The 17,264-nt window shown below is 36.0% G+C and carries 13 protein-coding genes; 12 read left to right on the forward strand and 1 reads right to left on the reverse strand.

The window, feature by feature from the left end; all coding sequences use genetic code 11:
- The first annotated feature begins 888 nt into the window (after positions 1 to 888).
- The 8 genes from purB (at position 889) to DEU40_RS17665 (ending at position 10,875) form a co-directional block, all read left to right on the forward strand.
- Positions 889 to 2,316, forward strand: coding sequence for an adenylosuccinate lyase (gene purB, locus DEU40_RS17630; RefSeq protein WP_047421604.1), 1,428 nt, complete (start codon positions 889 to 891; stop codon positions 2,314 to 2,316).
- Between the two features lie 51 nt (positions 2,317 to 2,367).
- On the forward strand, positions 2,368 to 3,339 hold the full coding sequence (locus DEU40_RS17635) for a WG repeat-containing protein (protein ID WP_228406555.1): 972 nt from the start codon (positions 2,368 to 2,370) through the stop codon (positions 3,337 to 3,339).
- A gap of 200 nt (positions 3,340 to 3,539) precedes the next feature.
- On the forward strand, positions 3,540 to 4,571 hold the full coding sequence (locus tag DEU40_RS17640; protein WP_110011055.1) for a YhcG family protein: 1,032 nt from the start codon (positions 3,540 to 3,542) through the stop codon (positions 4,569 to 4,571).
- Positions 4,572 to 4,597: 26 nt separating this feature from the next.
- Complete coding sequence (locus tag DEU40_RS17645; protein WP_110011056.1) at positions 4,598 to 8,293, forward strand: phosphoribosylformylglycinamidine synthase; 3,696 nt, start codon at positions 4,598 to 4,600, stop codon at positions 8,291 to 8,293.
- On the forward strand, positions 8,274 to 8,687 hold the full coding sequence (locus DEU40_RS17650) for a ribonuclease inhibitor (RefSeq protein ID WP_110011079.1): 414 nt from the start codon (positions 8,274 to 8,276) through the stop codon (positions 8,685 to 8,687). Before DEU40_RS17645 ends, DEU40_RS17650 begins: the two co-directional genes overlap by 20 nt.
- Before the next feature lie 473 nt (positions 8,688 to 9,160).
- Entirely contained in the window at positions 9,161 to 9,790 is a 630-nt protein-coding gene (locus tag DEU40_RS17655) for an SGNH/GDSL hydrolase family protein (RefSeq protein ID WP_110011057.1), read from the forward strand.
- The gene (locus tag DEU40_RS17660; protein ID WP_110011058.1) at positions 9,790 to 10,122 is read left to right on the forward strand and encodes a gamma-glutamylcyclotransferase family protein; all 333 of its coding nucleotides are present in this window, start codon (positions 9,790 to 9,792) and stop codon (positions 10,120 to 10,122) included. The genes DEU40_RS17655 and DEU40_RS17660 overlap by 1 nt, the downstream gene beginning before the upstream one ends.
- 294 nt (positions 10,123 to 10,416) lie before the next feature.
- Positions 10,417 to 10,875: a GyrI-like domain-containing protein gene (locus DEU40_RS17665; RefSeq protein ID WP_110011059.1), complete on the forward strand. Its 459-nt coding sequence runs from the start codon at positions 10,417 to 10,419 to the stop codon at positions 10,873 to 10,875.
- Between the two features lie 133 nt (positions 10,876 to 11,008).
- Here the strand turns inward: DEU40_RS17665 and DEU40_RS17670 are convergent, their stop codons facing one another.
- Positions 11,009 to 11,365, reverse strand: coding sequence for a diacylglycerol kinase family protein (locus DEU40_RS17670; protein ID WP_110011060.1), 357 nt, complete (start codon positions 11,363 to 11,365; stop codon positions 11,009 to 11,011).
- Positions 11,366 to 11,548: 183 nt separating this feature from the next.
- On the opposite strand from DEU40_RS17670, the gene dnaN reads away from it, so the two are divergent.
- The 4 genes from dnaN (at position 11,549) to pheT (ending at position 17,149) form a co-directional block, all read left to right on the forward strand.
- Positions 11,549 to 12,679: a DNA polymerase III subunit beta gene (gene dnaN, locus DEU40_RS17675; RefSeq protein WP_034699704.1), complete on the forward strand. Its 1,131-nt coding sequence runs from the start codon at positions 11,549 to 11,551 to the stop codon at positions 12,677 to 12,679.
- A 350-nt stretch (positions 12,680 to 13,029) separates the two neighbouring features.
- Positions 13,030 to 13,860, forward strand: coding sequence for an AraC family transcriptional regulator (locus DEU40_RS17680; RefSeq protein ID WP_110011061.1), 831 nt, complete (start codon positions 13,030 to 13,032; stop codon positions 13,858 to 13,860).
- Positions 13,861 to 13,923: 63 nt separating this feature from the next.
- Positions 13,924 to 14,541, forward strand: coding sequence for a DUF417 family protein (locus tag DEU40_RS17685; protein ID WP_110011062.1), 618 nt, complete (start codon positions 13,924 to 13,926; stop codon positions 14,539 to 14,541).
- Between the two features lie 205 nt (positions 14,542 to 14,746).
- Positions 14,747 to 17,149: a phenylalanine--tRNA ligase subunit beta gene (pheT, locus tag DEU40_RS17690; RefSeq protein WP_110011063.1), complete on the forward strand. Its 2,403-nt coding sequence runs from the start codon at positions 14,747 to 14,749 to the stop codon at positions 17,147 to 17,149.
- Positions 17,150 to 17,264 lie beyond the last annotated feature (115 nt).

Genomic DNA, 17,264 nt, shown 5'->3' on the forward strand with positions numbered 1-17,264 from the left:
CTCCCTTCTTGAACTTTTGTATACTTTTGTTTGACTACGTCGAATCTTCGATTTCAAGGCAAAAGTATAGATGAAAATCATATTAAATATTTCACAAGTTATTTGTTTTACTTCTTTTTGATCTGTGTATTTTTAGGCAACAGTCATTTAAAAAGTAGTATGTTACTCATTAATACCCGACTTAGGAATCAGGAGCGTTAAGAAAATTTCAATGTAATCCGTTAAAAAATTTCCACTGTCTGAGCATGGGACTTGTTCAGAACCGAAGCAGAACCGGATGATCCATGCGAGTTTGGAAATTTTAGGATTCCATTTAAATTTTTAGCGGATGATTCCAGTCTTGAACTTTTGTATACTTTTGTTTCAAGACAAAAGTATAAATGAAAATCATATTAAATATTTTACAAATTATTTGTTTTACTTCTTTTTTAATCTGTGTCTTTTATTTATTAATGGTATTAGCCAGCAGTCACAACATTCCTCTTCGTGTATATCTGAAAATAGTCATTGCAATTCTAATTTCTATAATCCTATATTTCTATCTGCGATATATTAAAAAGAAAAGGTTCGGCAGCTAGTCTCACCTAGAACATGGTTATAAATTTCAATGTAATCCGTTAAAAAATTTCCACTGTCTAAGCATGGGACTTGCTCAGAACCGAAGCGGAACCGGATGATCCATGCGAGTTTGGAAATTTTAGGATTCCATTTAAATTTTTAGCGGATAATTCCAGTCTTGAACTTTTGTATACTTTTGTTTGGCTATGTCGAATCTTCGATTTCAAGACAAAAGTATAAGTATAAATTATGAATGAAAATCATCAGATCTGGATTTTCAACTCTCAATGAAAAACCGTATTTTTGTACATCTAAAAAGTAAAAGAACGAATGAATTCCTACAAAAATCCATTGGAAGAGCGCTACTCCAGTGAAGAAATGTTATTTAACTTCTCACACAATAACAAATTCCAGAATTGGAGAAAGCTTTGGATAGCTCTTGCTGAAATCGAAAAAGACCTTGGACTTGAAATTACAGACGAGCAGATCGCTGAGTTAAAAGCTAATGCTGAAAACATCGATTATGAGAAAGCAGCAGAGTATGAAAAAAAATTCCGTCATGATGTAATGGCTCACGTTCACGCTTATGGGGATGTGGCGCCTTCAGCAAAAGGAATTATCCACCTTGGAGCTACTTCAGCTTTTGTAGGAGACAATACAGACTTAATCCAAATCCGTGACGGACTTTTAATCTTAAAGAAAAAGTTGGTTAACGTCATGAAGAACTTAGCAGACTTTGCTATTCAGTATAAAGACCTTCCGACTTTAGGATTCACACACTTCCAGCCGGCTCAGCTGACAACAGTTGGGAAAAGAGCTACCCTTTGGTTACAGAGTTTGGTTCTTGACATCGAAGAACTGGATTTCTTCCTTGAAACCCTTCGTTTCAGAGGAGTAAAAGGAACTACAGGAACTGCTGCCAGTTTCCTTGAGCTTTTCAACGGTGATTATTCCAAAGTAAAACACCTAGATAAAGAACTTTCAAAAAGATTCGGCTTCGATAAAGTTTTCGGAGTTTCCGGACAGACTTACGATAGAAAAATTGATGCGAAAGTAGTTGCTTTATTAGGAAATATTGCACAGTCTGCGCATAAATTCACAAACGATTTACGTTTACTTCAAAACCTTAAGGAAATTGAAGAACCATTCGAGAAAAATCAGATAGGTTCATCGGCAATGGCTTACAAACGTAATCCCATGAGAAGCGAAAGAATCGGAGCATTGGCAAAATATGTAATGTCTCTGACAACAAGTTCTGCAATGGTGGCCTCTACACAATGGTTTGAAAGAACATTGGACGACTCTGCCAACAAGAGATTAACCATTCCTCAGGCATTTTTAGCTGTTGATGCTATTCTTTTGATCTGGAACAATATTCTGAACGGAATTGTTGTTTATCCAAACAGAATCAACAAACATATTATGGAAGAGCTTCCTTTCATGGCGACAGAATACATCATCATGGAAGAGGTAAAAGCGGGTGGTGACCGTCAGGAAATCCACGAGGTGATCAGGGTTCACTCTATGGAAGCTTCCAAGAAAGTGAAAGAAGAAGGAAAAGAAAACGACCTTATCGAGAGAATCTTAAATGATGATTCTTTAAAACTAGACAAATCAAAACTGAAAGAAGTTTTAGATCCTAAAAACTTTATTGGTTTCGCGCCGATCCAGACTGAGGAATTCATCAAAAATGAAGTGCAGCCGATTATAGACCAAAACAAAGATTTAATAGGATTAGAAGCTGATCTTAAAGTATAAAACAATATGCAGTCTTTTCGGCTGCATATTTTATTTCCCACTCCAACTAATATGAAAAAACTACTACTAACCATTATATTAACACCAGTCATTTCTTTTTCTCAGACTAAAGAAGATTTACATTATTTCAAATCCAAAGATTCTTTAGTAGGAATAAAAGATAAAGTAGGAAAAATAATTGTTCCTGCGCAGTTCAAAGTCTTTTCATTCCTAAAAGATGGAGATCCTGTAGAAGGAGAAACCATTCTTTTTGACGGAACTAAAGAAGGCGAAGAACCGGAGAAAAATGCATGGGGCTATGTGTATGATAGAAATGGAAAATTCCTGTATCAGCCTTTCCTTTTTGACAATGGAGCAGATTATTTCTCTGAAGGGGTAAGAAGACTGGTTAAAAATGGAAAAGTAGGATTTGCAGACCGAAACGGAAAAATTGTCATTGAAGCTGAGCATGATTTTGCATTCCCCTTCAATTACGGTTATGCTGCATTTTGTGACGGCTGTGATTGGGAAAAAACAAATGAGGAGCACAGATCCATTGTAGGCGGAAAATGGGGAGTAATGAATGTCAAAGGAGAAACAGTTCAGCCATTAACAAAACCATCAGAAAAGGATGTTGAAATAGACGGGAAATACTACCCGAACCCGTTTCAGTACAATGAAAAGGAGAAGAATATCCTTCAGTTCTTTGAAAAGCAGAAGAAAAAACTGTCAGATCTTTATTATGTGAACTTTTATAATAAACTGTCTGAAAAAGAAAAGAATCTGTTTTTTGAAATTGTGGAAAGACCAAAAGAAAACTTTCCGTATTATCAGGTGAATACCTATAATTACAGGAAAAAGGACTTGGATATGCTGTACCGCTTCAAGTTTCTGGTTTCAGAAGATGGAAAAACATTTTATGCCATTGAGGATTTTAATGAAAAGAAAGTTCCTTTTGAAAACTGGCTGAAAGAAGAAATAAAAAATGCTGAGGATTTTCAGAAAGAACATAAGGACAATCCGAATAAATTTATCAATAAATAATATAAAATTGGAAATTCGGCAGTTCAAATTTGAAGAACATATGACTTATTCCTTTAAATTTGTACAGAATAATGATTGGAGGGAAAATCTCTTTCAAAAATTTCCAATATAGATGGGTTTAAAGAAAAAAACTTTAACTCAGAAAAAGTAAAAAAGAAAAATAAATCTAATATTAAAAATCTGACATCTAATTTTTAATAATGTTACAGAATCAAAATTATCAACAATTAATGTCCGATCTTAAGGAGCTGGTAGACAAGACAAGAAGTCAGGTCGCTGCTCAGGTAAACTCGGCAATGGTGGTTTTGTACTGGGAGATAGGAAAAAGAATAAATGAAGATGTTTTAGATAATAAGAGGGCAGAGTATGGTAAAGAAGTTATTGTACAAATCTCTCAACAACTTAAGTTAGAATTTGGAAATTCATTTTCTGAGAAAAATATCCGAAAAATGATGCAGTTTGCGTCTGTTTTTAGTGATTTTAATATTGTCGCATCAGCGATGCGACAATTATCATGGACTCACTTTCTGCTTCTTATTCCTATTTCACAAGATACTAAAAGAAACTTTTATCTTGAAGTTTGTAAAATTGAAAATTGGAGTGTCAGAGTCTTAAGAGAGAAAATCAATTCTCTGCTTTTTGAACGAACAGCAATAAGTAAAAAGCCTGAGGAAATAATAGATAAAGAACTGAAAAAATGGTCTGAAAATAATATTTTAAACCCTGATTTGGTTTTTAAAGATCCCTATTTTCTTGATTTTTTGGAATTGAAAGATACCTTTTCTGAAAAAGATTTAGAAGAAGCCATTATCGTAGAACTTCAAAAATTCATTTCTGAGTTGGGAAGTGATTTTGCATTTCTTTCAAGACAAAAAAGAATCACAATAGATAATAGAGACTACTATCTGGATTTGCTTTTCTATCATAGGAAATTAAAGTCTTTAGTCGTTATCGAATTGAAATTAGGTGAATTTGAAGCCAGCCATAAAGGGCAGATGGAGCTTTATCTCTCATACCTTAATAAATATGAAAAAGTAGAAGGTGAAAACCCTCCCATTGGTTTAATACTTTGTTCCGGGAAAAATTCCGAACATATAGAACTCATGAATCTGGAAGGGGATAATATAAAAGTAGCAGAATATTTACTTATCTTACCTTCAGAAAAAGTTTTGCTTGAAAAATTGCATCGTTCAATAGAGATAGCAAGAAATAAATTTGAAAATAAAAAATAAATCTAATATTAAAAATCTGACATCTAATGTCTAATAACAAAAGAATTTTCGTAGAAAAAAGAGGAATTTTCGATGTTGAAAGTCCAAAAATTTTTGATGAAGTAAAAGCGGTGGTTCCGGCAGTTCAAAGTGTGAAAGTATACAATGTGTATGATATTTTCAACCTGAATGACGGAGAATTTGAGAAAGTGGTGAACAACACTTTCGTAGACCCTGTTACTGATATTTTACACACAGAAAACCCTGCAAAAGCTATTCATTTCGGAATGGAATTTTTGCCTGGTCAGTATGATCAGAGAGCAGATTCTGCACAGCAGTGTATCGCTTTACTGACTGAAAATGAAAAATCAAAAGTAAGAAGTGGAAAATTAATCGAATTTGAAGGAGTTTCTGAAGCTGATTTGATTAAAATCAAAGACCTTCTGATCAACAAAGTGGAATCTCAGGAAAAAGACTTATCCATTCTGGATATTCCTGCAGATGAAACCCCGTCAAAAGTAATCATCCACGAAAATTTTATCAATTTCAATGATGCAGAACTTGAGAACTTCTATAATAATCACGGCTTTGCATTAGGATTGGATGACCTGAAATTCATTCAGGAATATTTCAAAACTGAAGAGAGAAATCCTACGGAAACAGAATTAAAAGTATTAGACACGTATTGGAGCGACCACTGTCGTCACACTACTTTCGAGACAGAATTGTCAGACATTCAGTTTGAAGGTCAGTTCAAACACACATTGGAAACTATTTTCAATGATTATATCGAAAAAAGAAAATTCTTAGGCCGTGAGCTGAAGCCAATTTCCTTAATGGACCTTGCCACAGTATGCGGTAAATATTTCCATAAAACAGGAAACCTGGATAATCTTGTTATCTCAGATGAGATTAATGCATGTACTATTCAGATTGAAGCAGAATACGACGGTAAAAAAGAACCTTGGTATTTATTATTCAAAAACGAAACACACAATCACCCTACGGAAATTGAACCTTTCGGTGGAGCATCAACTTGCTTGGGAGGTGCTATCAGAGATCCGTTATCCGGAAGATCTTTTGTTTTCCAGGCAATGAGATTAACAGGTGCTGCAGATGTCTTGGAGCCGGTTGACCAAACATTACCAGGAAAATTACCTCAGAAAACCATTACGAAACAGGCTGCCAACGGGTATTCTTCTTACGGTAACCAGATTGGTCTTGCTACGACAATGGTTTCTGAAATCTATGACGAAGGCTATAAAGCTAAAAGAATGGAAGTTGGTTTTGTAACCGGAGCCGTTCCTGTAGATTGGGTAAGACGTGAGAAACCTGCTAACGGTGATTCAATCATCATTTTAGGAGGTGCAACAGGTCGTGACGGAGTAGGAGGAGCAAGCGGAAGTTCAAAAGAGCAGGACGAAACTTCTATCCACACCATGAGTTCGGAAGTTCAGAAAGGAAATGCTGTAGAAGAGCGTAAAATCCAGAGATTATTCAGAAATCCTGAGGTAACGAAGCTGATCAAAAAATCAAACGACTTCGGAGCTGGAGGAGTTTCTGTGGCAATCGGTGAAATTGCAGACTCTTTAGAAGTAAACCTTGATGTATTACCATTAAAATACGAAGGATTAAACGGAACCGAGCTGGCTATTTCCGAATCTCAGGAAAGAATGGCTGTAGTAGTTGATCCTCAGGATAAAGAAAAATTCATTAAATTCTGTGAAGCTGAAAACATTGTTGCCGTAGAAGTAGCAAAAGTGACAGATTCCGGAAGAATGCAGATGTTCTGGAAAGGAGACAAAATTGTAGACCTTTCAAGAGCTTTCTTAGATACCAACGGATGTTCAAAATCTCAGGAAGTGAAAATCACTCACCTTGAAGAAGTAAAAGAAGAAACAAAAGTTTTCACAGCAGAAAACTTTCTGAACATCTTAAAAGATAAAAATGTAGCTTCCCAGAAAGGATTGCTTGAAATGTTCGACTCTTCAATTGGTGCTACTACAGTTGCAATGCCTTTAGGAGGGAAATATCAGCAGACCCTTATGGAAGGAAGTGTGCAGACACTACCGATCTTAGGAGCAAAAGATATTAAAACCGTTTCTCTGGCAAGCTGGGGATTCGATGCTGAAATCTCAAAACAAAACTCACTGTTAGGAGCATCTTACGCCGTAGTAGAGAGTGTAGCGAAGATTGTAGCGATGGGAGGTGATTATAAAAACATCCGACTAAGCTTCCAGGAATATTTTGAAAAATTGGGACAGAACCCTGAAAAATGGGGTAAACCTTTGGCTTCACTTTTAGGAGCTTATGATGCACAGATCAATTTAGGTCTTGCAGCGATCGGAGGAAAAGATTCCATGAGTGGAACGTATCAGGATCTGAATGTTCCGCCGACTTTGATTTCTTTTGCATGTGCCAACGGAGATAAAGAAAATATCATCTCTCCTGAATTGAAAAGTGCAGGGAACAAACTGTATTTCTTCAATCACATTGCTCAGGAAAGCGGACTTCCAAACTATACTGCTTTAAAAGAAGTTTTTGAATTCATTTTCGAAAACATCAAAGCAGGAAAAATTGTTTCTGTAAAAACAGTGAAAGAAGGAGGTTTGGCAGTAGCTTTAGCAAAAATGAGTTTCGGAAACAGATTAGGAGCTGAAATCAATGCTGACGAAGCTGTTTTATTAGCTAAAAATATCGGTAGCTTAATCATTGAAGCTAAAGAAGAATTAAGCTCTGTAAACCTTCAGTTGATTGGAAAAGTAGTTGAGGATGAAATTTTGAGCATCAACAATTTCAAATTTCAAATTTCAAATCTCGAATCCAGTTTTACTGGTACTTTCGAGAATCTCTTCCCGACAGTAGAAAAAGAAAAGATCACGGTTGAAATTGATGAAAAATCAAACTCAATCCATCCAAGAAATATCATCATTAAAAAACACGGAATTGCACAGCCGAAAGTATTTGCTCCTGTATTCCCGGGAACTAACTGTGAGTATGACACGCTGAATGCATTCCAGAAAGAAGGTGCCGTAGTTAGCAGCTTGCCTTTAATCAATATCAATCACCAGTTATTGGATGAAAGCATTGATGCATGGGTAGAAGAGATCAGAACTTCTCAGATTCTGGCCTTCTCAGGAGGTTTCTCTGCAGGTGATGAGCCGGATGGTTCTGCAAAATTCATTGTCAACGTTCTGAAAAACGAGAAAATGAAAAATGCAGTTCATGAATTACTAGACAGAGACGGGATGATCATCGGGATCTGTAACGGATTCCAGGCGCTTGTGAAATCAGGATTGCTGCCTTACGGAAGAATCAAGGATCTGGACGAAAACTCTCCGACATTAGCTCACAACGCAATCAGAAGACACATCTCTCAGATGGTTACTGTAAAAGTGGTGAATGACGAAAGCCCTTGGTTAAAAGGAATGAAAGACCAGACTTTCACAATTCCGATTTCCCACGGAGAAGGACGTTTCATGGCTTCAGAAGAAGAGATTAAGAAATTGTATGAAAACGGGCAGATTGCAACCCAATACATTGATCTTGACGGAAACATCGCACACGGAATGCCTTTCAATCCTAATAACTCTTTATTCGGAATTGAAGGAGTCACAAGTCCATGTGGAAAAATCTACGGAAGAATGGGCCACCCGGAGCGTTTTGCAGAAGGTCTCATGAAGAACATACCAACCGCGAATTATCACAATATATTCAAAAACGGTGTTGAATACTTCAAATAACAATACAAGAAAAATGATCGTCATCCATGGCGGTCATTTTTCGTCTCTAGGAGGCTTCTATGAAGAAGCTTCCAACGTTCTCATGAAGGATACAGACTGGAAAGTAGGAACTCTGGATGGCTTTGATGATATTCTCTATGGTGGTTTTGGAGTAATCGAAGGCAAAGAAGAAATTGAAATCATCTGGAAAGAATCAGAAAAGTCAAAAGAAGACTTTGGTTTTAATGCCACCCGTGAATTCTATGAAAACAAAATCCGACAGGGAAAACCCTTCAACACAGAACTCATTCAACAGAAATTAAATGAATTGACTGAAGGAAAAGGACAAACGCTTTTTGAAATCCTGATTGAAATTATAAAATTACATACGAATATTACGCTGATATTAGAATGATGTAATGAGTAATGAGTAATGAGTAATGAGTAATGAGGGGAGATTTTTAAATGTTGATATCTTATAGATAGCTTCATCCAATCAACTTGTTGATTCCTTCTTTGCTTCCTTGAATCAACATACTCACAATAAAAGCCTTTGCGTCAAAAAAACAGAATATATTATTAACCATTAAGAATAATAAAGATTATAAGGAAAGTTAAGATTCATCGATGATGGATAAGGCATTCTGCTTCATAATAGCTTTAGCTGTTGCCTTAATAATTCTTCATCTCTTACAAAACCTTAATGGTTCAATTCACTTCATTCAACAAGGATATAAATACGTCTATTGCTGAGTGAAACGCCCTTGCGAACGAAAAAATTAATATAAAAACTTTGCGTCTTTTGCGTTAAAAACTATGCAATTTGAAAGATATTAAGAATTTTTCTCACTATTTTTACTTCAACAAAACAGGAAACAATAAAGTTGAATGAAGAAAATTATTTATGGGCTGTTCTTCGGTGACAGCATTACCTACGGAGAATATGACGGAGTTTTTGGCGGCTGGGTAGATATTCTGAAAAGATATGCCCTGCAGAAATTTCATGAAGGAAACGGAGATGAACTGATCCTGTTCAATCTCGGAATAGGAGGAGAAACCACAGAAGGATTACTCAAAAGAATTCCTCATGAACTGGCTGCAAGAAATTCTGCTGATGGAAATATCGTTTTTCTGAGTTATGGAGCCAATGATCTTGCGGTAAAAGATGGAGTACAAATTGTAGAACCTGGTAAATTCAGGAGTAATATCAAAGAAGCTATTGCCCATGCCAGGCAGTTTTCCAATACTATTTATCTTGTGAGCATTCTTCCTTTCTCTCAAAAAATAGATGGAGTAATAGTCAGCTCCGGGAAGAAAAGAATTAATGAAGATGTGGTTGTTTACAATCAAATTTTGAAAAATATTGCGGCAGAAGACTCATTGGGATATATTGATTTTTATTCTGCTTTCCTGGATGATAAAGAAATTCTGCTTTCTGCAGACGGTGTGCATCCTAATGAAAAAGGCTATGGAATGATGGCCGAAATCGCAATTCCAATCATTGAAAAGTATCTGTAATGCCTAATTTATTTTCTTATGGAACCCTGCAGAAAGAGCAGGTACAGCTTGAAACTTTTGGAAGAATTTTACAAGGTGAAAAAGATATCTTATCAGGCTATAAATTAAGTATGCTTGAAATTACAGATCCTGAAGTACTTCGGAAAAGCGGTCAGAAATACCATCCTGTACTTGAATTTTCAGGGAATGATAATGATCAGGTAGAAGGAGTACTTTTTGAGGTGAGAGAAGAAGAAATTCTTCAGGCAGATGAATACGAAGTAGATGATTATAAAAGAATAGAAACAGTCTTTAAATCCGGGAAAAAAGGATTTATCTATGTCGGAAAATAGTTTCTCATCTTTTAAAACATCCCCATACTGTCATTGCGAGCAAAGCGAAGCAATCCCAATGTCTCATATAAAGTTTCAACGAGGCCTTTGTCATTCCGGGCAAGGCAAGGAATCTAAGCTTGAATGTTCTCTCACAGATTTCGCTAATATGACCAATTTAATATTCAATAGAAGTGGGCTTTAGTCCACTTATCCTATAAAAATAAATTCACTGGCTTCAGCCCAAACTTAAAAACTACTGACATACCCTTGTCACAACCTGTTTTTATCTTTGTGCTAACAAAAAATCAATAAATGAATAACGTAAAAATAGAACCTTTTAAGGTGATCGGGATCTCTGTAAGAACAACCAATGAAAATGGACAGGCAGGAAAAGATATTCCGGTATTATGGGAGAAAATGATCAGCGAGAATATTGTCAATTCAATTCCAAATAAAATAGACAATACCATTTATTCCATCTACACCGATTATGAAAAAGACCATACAAAACCTTATACAACGGTTCTTGGATGTAAAGTCGAAAACCTTGATAACATCCCGGAAGGAATGGTTGGCTATTCTTTTGATGGAGGAGATTATCTGAAATTTGTCCCAAAAGGAGACCTTTCAAAAGGGTTGGTTATCAACGAATGGATAAAAATCTGGCAAATGGGTTTGAACAGAACATTTACCGCCGATTTTGAAGTGTATGGAGAAAAAGCACAAAATCCTTCAGATGCCGAAGTAGATATTTTCATCGCTGTAAAATAACAAAAAGTGAAAGAACCTGCCTTCACAACCTTTGAACTGAAGACGTGATATTCCCCTCCTTCGGAGGGGTGTCAAAAATTCAAAGAATTTTTGACGGGGTGGTTAAACAATATTTGTCAACAATTCCCTAATTTTAATTGAAAACATATTTCCCATACACCAAGACTCCGACAATCACAGATGCAATGGCTGTCAGCAATACAGCTCCGGCTGCAATGTCCTTAATAAAGCCAATTCTTTTGTCGAAATCAGGTTGAATGATATCACAGATCTTTTCAATAGCGGTATTAAAAATTTCAGCACTTAAAACAGCGAATGAGGCAATAAGAACCAAAGCGGTGTCTGTGTTGCTCAGGTTGAAATAAAAAATAAGGAAGAGATTGACAAAGAATACCAGAAGTTCAATCTGGAAATTTCTTTCTGTTTTAATCATCATAAAAACACCCCGGAAAGCATTGAGAAAACTTTTATGGATGGGAGGTTTTTGCATAAATTTAAACTTTTGAGACAAAGATAGTCTTTGTATTTTGATAAAATAGAGTTCCCCGAAGAAATATAAGCATAATATCAAGGCTCAAAACAAATTAAGGATCTTTGTTAAAAACTCCTCCATATTATTCTTTTCTTTGTTGTATGTATTTATTATATTTGTAGAAACTTATTTTATAAATCTATGAAATTTATTATTTCAAGTGGTGAACTGCAGAAGGCTTTGCAAACTGTAAGTGGCGTAATATCAAGCTCTCAATCGAGACCGATTTTAGAAAACTATCTTTTTGAATTAGACGGAAATAATGTTACCATTACAGCATCTGACGGCGAGACAACTCTTGTTACTTCCCTGGAAGTAAAGTCTGATGATACAGGTAAATTTGCTGTTCCTGCTAAAATTTTTCAGGATTTTATCAAGACATATGGTGAACAGCCTCTGACATTTGTTGTAAAAGACAATGCAGAAGGTACCGGAAGCCAGCTTGAGATTTTAGATGAAAAAGATAATTTCGCAGTAGCATTAGACAATGCTGATGACTATCCTGAATTACCGGAATTTGACGCTTCCCAAAGTGTAACGATGCCGGCAGGAGTTTTGTCTGAAGCTTTGACAAACACACTATTTGCTACAAGTAACGACTCTCTTCGTCCGGTAATGACAGGAGTGCTTTTCCAGTTTGGAGAAAATGAAACCAATTTCGTTTCTACAGACTCCCACAGATTGGTGGTGTACAAAAGAGCAGACCTGATGAATGCTGAGCCGATGGAGTTTATCATGCCTAAAAAGCCTCTTAACATTTTCAAAAATATCCTGGCAAGTTCCAATGAAGACGTTACCATCGACTTCAATGAGAATATGGCTAAGTTTACTTTTGGTAAGCATATCTGGATCTGCAGACTGATTGACGGAAAATATCCGAACTATACTGCGGTAATTCCAAAAGAAAATCCAAATGTATTGACCATCAACAGAAACCTGTTGCTGGGAGCAATCAAAAGAGCGTCTATCATGTCCAACAAATCTACCAATCAGGTGAGATTCAAGCTTTCCGGAAATATTCTTCACCTTCATGCAGAAGATACTGAATATGCCAACAAAGCAGACATGCAGATTCCTTGTGATTACAACGGAGAAGATATCAATATCGGATTCAGCTCAAAATTCTTAACAGAAATGCTGACGATTTTAGGATCTGATGATATTACCATGAAAATGTCTCAGCCTAACAGACCGGGGATCATCGAACCTCTTGATGGTCTTGAAGAAAACGAAAATATCTTAATGTTATCAATGCCGGTAATCGGATTGTAATATTGATTTTGTATACAAATAAAAAGCCGGAATTTTCCGGCTTTTTTTGTAGGGTCTAATCGACTTAGGAATCAGGAGCGTTAAGAAAATTTAAATGTAGTCCGCCAAAAAAATTCCATTGTCTGGGCATGGGATATACTATTGAACCGAAGAAGAACCAGACGATCCATGCGAGTTTGGAAATTTTAGGAGTACATTCAAATTTTTAGCGGATGATTCCCGTCTTGAACTTTTGTATACTTTTGCTTCAAGGCAAAAGTATAATAAGAGAAAGGCGTATTCAAAAGAATATTAAATAAATAGTGTTATTTGTGAATCATTAGCGTCATTAGTGTTTAAATCAACTCATCATGGAAATAAAAATACAGTCTTACCAAACCTCAGATTTTTCCGCAGAGTTCAAAACTGAAAATTACAGCGTGTTTCTATGGAAAGGTTCCGGTGTTTTCTCAGTAGATAGCATTAATTATTCTTACAGTGGATATAATATTCTCTTTCTTTCCCCTTATCAAAAGGTGAAGCTGGCTTCGCATTCTGATGAGGATATCCATGTGCTTTTTTTTCATGGGGATTATTATTGTATAGAATATCATAAAGAAGAAGTGGCTTGTAACGGACTTCTCTTCAATAATATCTATCTGAATCCCGGGGTTGAGCTGTCAGAAGAAAACTTCAATTATATTCTTGAGCTTTTTAATCATATCAAAAAAGAAGAAGGTGAAAAGCATCCGTTTTCGGAATCCATTATCAAAACCTATATCCAGCTCATTCTTGCTATCGGAAGCAAACAGAAAAGTAGTATTGAAAACAGCATAATTTCTAATGAAAAACTTCCCAATAAAAATGCTGCAGAATTTCAGAAACTGCTGGAAACATATTTTAAAACAGAAAAAGAACTGTCATTTTACAGCGATAAACTGAACATTACCAATAGTACATTAAGCAAGGCGGTAAAGAAAGAATTCTCCAAAACACCCACTCAGCTTATCAATGAGAGAATTATTCTGGAAGCTAAAAAATTGTTGCATTTAACTTACAGATCTGTAAAGGAGATTGCTTCTGAACTGGGATTTGAAGATGAATTTTATTTCAGCAGGTATTTCAAAAAGTCAGTAGGCTGCTCTCCTAAAAATTACAGAGAAAAAGTGGGGATCTCCGTGGTGGCGAAAATGTCCATGTAATGTCCTGAAATGTCTATGTTGGTGCTGCAGGCATGTGAATACCTTTGGTAAAAAATAAATCACATGAAAAACAGCAGACTTTATCACCAATTATTACAATGGGATACGTACTTTTTCAATTTTCTCAGAATTTCAATTTTCATCGTTATGGCCTGGATTGGAGGCTTGAAAGCCTTTCATTACGAAGCTGATGGAATTGTGCCTTTCGTTGCCAACAGCCCTATGATGAGTTTTTTTTACAAAAATGCAAACCATAAAGTGCTTAATGAAGATCAAAAATCGGTTAAAGAATATACTTTGTACAAAAATCCGGAAGGAAAGGTAGTTCAGAAAAATATTGACTGGCATAAGGAAAACGGAACATATGCCTTTTCCTACGGTTTAGGGACAATGATCGTTGTAATAGGAGTTTTGGTAGTATTGGGGATTTGGTTTCCTAAAATTGGAACAATTGGAGGTGCTTTAACATTTTTAATGTCATTGGTTACCCTGTCATTCCTGATCACTACTCCTGAAGTTTACGTCCCCAATCTGGGCGGAGATGGAGTGACACCTCAATATGGATTTCCGTATCTGTCAGGAGCAGGACGTCTCGTATTGAAAGATATTATCATGATGGCTGCAGGCCTGGTATTATTTTCTGACAGCCTGAAGAAGCTGGTAAGACCGTCGGATCAATAGATTCCCGAATCAGCAGCACAAAGATTAACGAAAATTTATTATCTTAAAATCGCTTGTAAATTTCTCTATTTCTCAAAAAAACACGACATTTGTAGCTCGAAAAATCACACCGGAAAAGGGGTGGGATTTCAAATAAAAGTTTCAAAATAGAGCAGGTGGAATCTAGAACTCATCTGACGAATTAAATAAGTAGATAGATTAACAAATGAAAATATCAAACAACTGGCTGAAGGACTTTGTAAAAACGGAATCAAAAACTGAAAGAATCGGTGAATTCCTTACAGATATAGGTCTTGAGGTTGAAGGGATAGATAAATTTGAAAGTGTAAGAGGCAGCCTGGAAGGAATTGTTGTAGGTAAAGTACTTACCTGCGAAAAACATCCTAATGCTGACAAACTGAAGAAGACAACTGTAGACGTTGGAAACGGAAAAGTGCTGAACATTGTTTGCGGAGCTCCTAACGTAGAAGCGGGGCAAACTGTTCCTGTAGCCGTTGTCGGAACAAAAATCTATGACAAAACCGGAAACTTTTTTGAAATCAAAGAAGCCAAAATCAGAGGTGAGGTTTCTCAGGGAATGATCTGCGCAGAAGACGAATTAGGCCTTAGCGAAGATCATGGAGGAATTATGGTGCTGGATGAAACAAAATATGAAGTAGGGAAAAACTTTGCAGACTATTTTGAGTTGACCAATGATGAGGTTTTTGAAATCGGTTTAACACCGAACAGAACAGATGCCATGTCTCACTATGGTGTTGCAAGAGATTTACACGCTTATCTTTCTACGAACCAACTGAAGTCACAATTTAATAAAGTAGCCTCTGAAGTTTTGAATAATGAAGGAACTCATGATTTTAAACTGGAAATTGAAGATGCAGAATTGTGTCCAAGATATATCGGAGCGGTTATTGAAGATGTAAAAGTTGCAGAATCACCATCGTGGTTGAAAGACAGACTGAGAGCGATCGGACTAAGCCCGATTAATAACGTTGTAGATATTACCAACTATATTCTTCACGGATACGGACAGCCGCTTCACGCATTTGATGCAGATAAAATTGCAGATAAAAAAGTGAAAGTAGGTGTAGTAAAACCGGGAACGAAATTCACGACTTTAGATGGTGTTGAAAGAACATTAAATGGCTCTGAAATCATGATCAAAGACGGTAAAGATAAGCCGATGTGTATTGCCGGAGTATTTGGAGGTGAGAACTCAGGAGTATCTGATACTACAAAAACAATCTTCCTTGAAAGTGCTTACTTCAACCCGATTGCAGTGAGAAAAGGAGCAAAAGCGCATAGCTTGAATACAGATGCTTCTTTCAGATTTGAGAGAGGAGTGGACCCGAATCTTACCAGAACAGCCATCACTCACGCTATTAAAATGATTCAGGAAATTGCTGAAGGTAAATTGGTAGGTGACTTACTGGAAGAATATCCTAAGAAAATAGAAGACAACTATGTGATCCTGAGATTCTCTAAAATTGAACAGATTTTAGGAACAAAAATCCACAGAGAAAAAGTAAAGGAAATCTTAAAAGCATTGGAAATTCAGGTTTTAAATGAAATTCCAAACGGTTTCGAAATCTCAGTTCCTGCATACAGAGCAGATGTAACAAGAGAAATTGACGTGATTGAAGAGATTTTAAGAATCTACGGATACAATAAAATTGATGCTCCACAGAAGATTTCATTTACTCCTGTTAAGCTAAGTGCTAACGATCAGGATGAACTGGAAAACAGCTGGGCAAGAACTTTACAAGGCCTTGGTTTCAATGAAGTAATGAACAACTCTTTAACTTCTGTAAAAGATGAAACAGATGCTGTAAAACTATTGAATCCTTTAAGCGGAGATTTAGCATTCATGAGAAAGTCTTTATTGGAAGGACTTCTTCAGAATACAGTATACAATATCAACAGAAAAAATCAGGATATCAAATTCTTCGAATTAGGAAAAATTTATCACAAAAAAGATAAATACGAAGAAAGAAAACAACTGGCATTACTGGTTTCCGGAAGAGACGTTGCAGAAAACTGGCTTCAGCCAAAATCTGCGGTAAGCTTCTATAACCTTAAAGCGTATGTAAAAGTTTTATTGGAAAGATTGGCTGTAGATTACAAAGAAGTAGCTCTAACTGATGACAGATTCTCTGATGCATTGGTATATGAAGCGGATGGTAAAGCATTGGTAAGAATCGGAAAAGTAGCGCCTGCCTTATTGAAAGACTTTGATATTGATCAGGAATGTTTCTATGCAGAAATTGAACTGGAATTTGCTCAGGAGTTACGTTCTAAAAATGAATTGAAATTCAAAGATATTCCGAAGTTTAACAAAATCAGAAGAGACTTAGCTTTATTGATTGATAAAACAGTTAACTATCAGGATTTATACCAGACGGCTAAGAAGAACAAATCTCCATTCATTAAAAACATTAATCTGTTCGATGTGTATGAAGGTAAAAATCTTCCTGAAGGTAAGAAGTCTTATGCCATGAGCTTCGAACTGTTAAACGAAGAAAAAACACTGGAAGAAAAAGAGATTACAGAGGTAATGGATTCTCTGATCAAAGCTTTCCAGAAAGAATTCAACGCTGAGTTGAGATCTTAATCATTGAAAATATATATTTCAACATAATAGAAACGGACTTGTTTAAGTCCGTTTTTTTGTTTTATTGCGTTGTTGTTTTGTTAGGCTTGGGCTAAAGCCAAATGAATTTTTGTGG

Origin of the sequence: Chryseobacterium sp. AG844, assembly GCF_003182335.1 — a bacterium.
Taxonomy (GTDB): domain Bacteria; phylum Bacteroidota; class Bacteroidia; order Flavobacteriales; family Weeksellaceae; genus Chryseobacterium; species Chryseobacterium cupriresistens.

What these genes read in the sequence shown, in the direction of transcription:
- DEU40_RS17645 (WP_110011056.1), top strand. Translation starts at nt 4,598, where the DNA reads ATGTCTAATAACAAAAGAATTTTCGTAGAAAAAAGAGGAATTTTCGAT.
- dnaN (WP_034699704.1), top strand. Translation starts at nt 11,549, where the DNA reads ATGAAATTTATTATTTCAAGTGGTGAACTGCAGAAGGCTTTGCAAACT.
- DEU40_RS17685 (WP_110011062.1), top strand. Translation starts at nt 13,924, where the DNA reads ATGAAAAACAGCAGACTTTATCACCAATTATTACAATGGGATACGTAC.
- DEU40_RS17640 (WP_110011055.1), top strand. Translation starts at nt 3,540, where the DNA reads ATGTTACAGAATCAAAATTATCAACAATTAATGTCCGATCTTAAGGAG.
- DEU40_RS17655 (WP_110011057.1), top strand. Translation starts at nt 9,161, where the DNA reads ATGAAGAAAATTATTTATGGGCTGTTCTTCGGTGACAGCATTACCTAC.
- DEU40_RS17635 (WP_228406555.1), top strand. Translation starts at nt 2,368, where the DNA reads ATGAAAAAACTACTACTAACCATTATATTAACACCAGTCATTTCTTTT.
- DEU40_RS17680 (WP_110011061.1), top strand. Translation starts at nt 13,030, where the DNA reads ATGGAAATAAAAATACAGTCTTACCAAACCTCAGATTTTTCCGCAGAG.
- DEU40_RS17660 (WP_110011058.1), top strand. Translation starts at nt 9,790, where the DNA reads ATGCCTAATTTATTTTCTTATGGAACCCTGCAGAAAGAGCAGGTACAG.
- DEU40_RS17665 (WP_110011059.1), top strand. Translation starts at nt 10,417, where the DNA reads ATGAATAACGTAAAAATAGAACCTTTTAAGGTGATCGGGATCTCTGTA.
- DEU40_RS17670 (WP_110011060.1), bottom strand. Translation starts at nt 11,365, where the DNA reads ATGCAAAAACCTCCCATCCATAAAAGTTTTCTCAATGCTTTCCGGGGT.
- purB (WP_047421604.1), top strand. Translation starts at nt 889, where the DNA reads ATGAATTCCTACAAAAATCCATTGGAAGAGCGCTACTCCAGTGAAGAA.
- pheT (WP_110011063.1), top strand. Translation starts at nt 14,747, where the DNA reads ATGAAAATATCAAACAACTGGCTGAAGGACTTTGTAAAAACGGAATCA.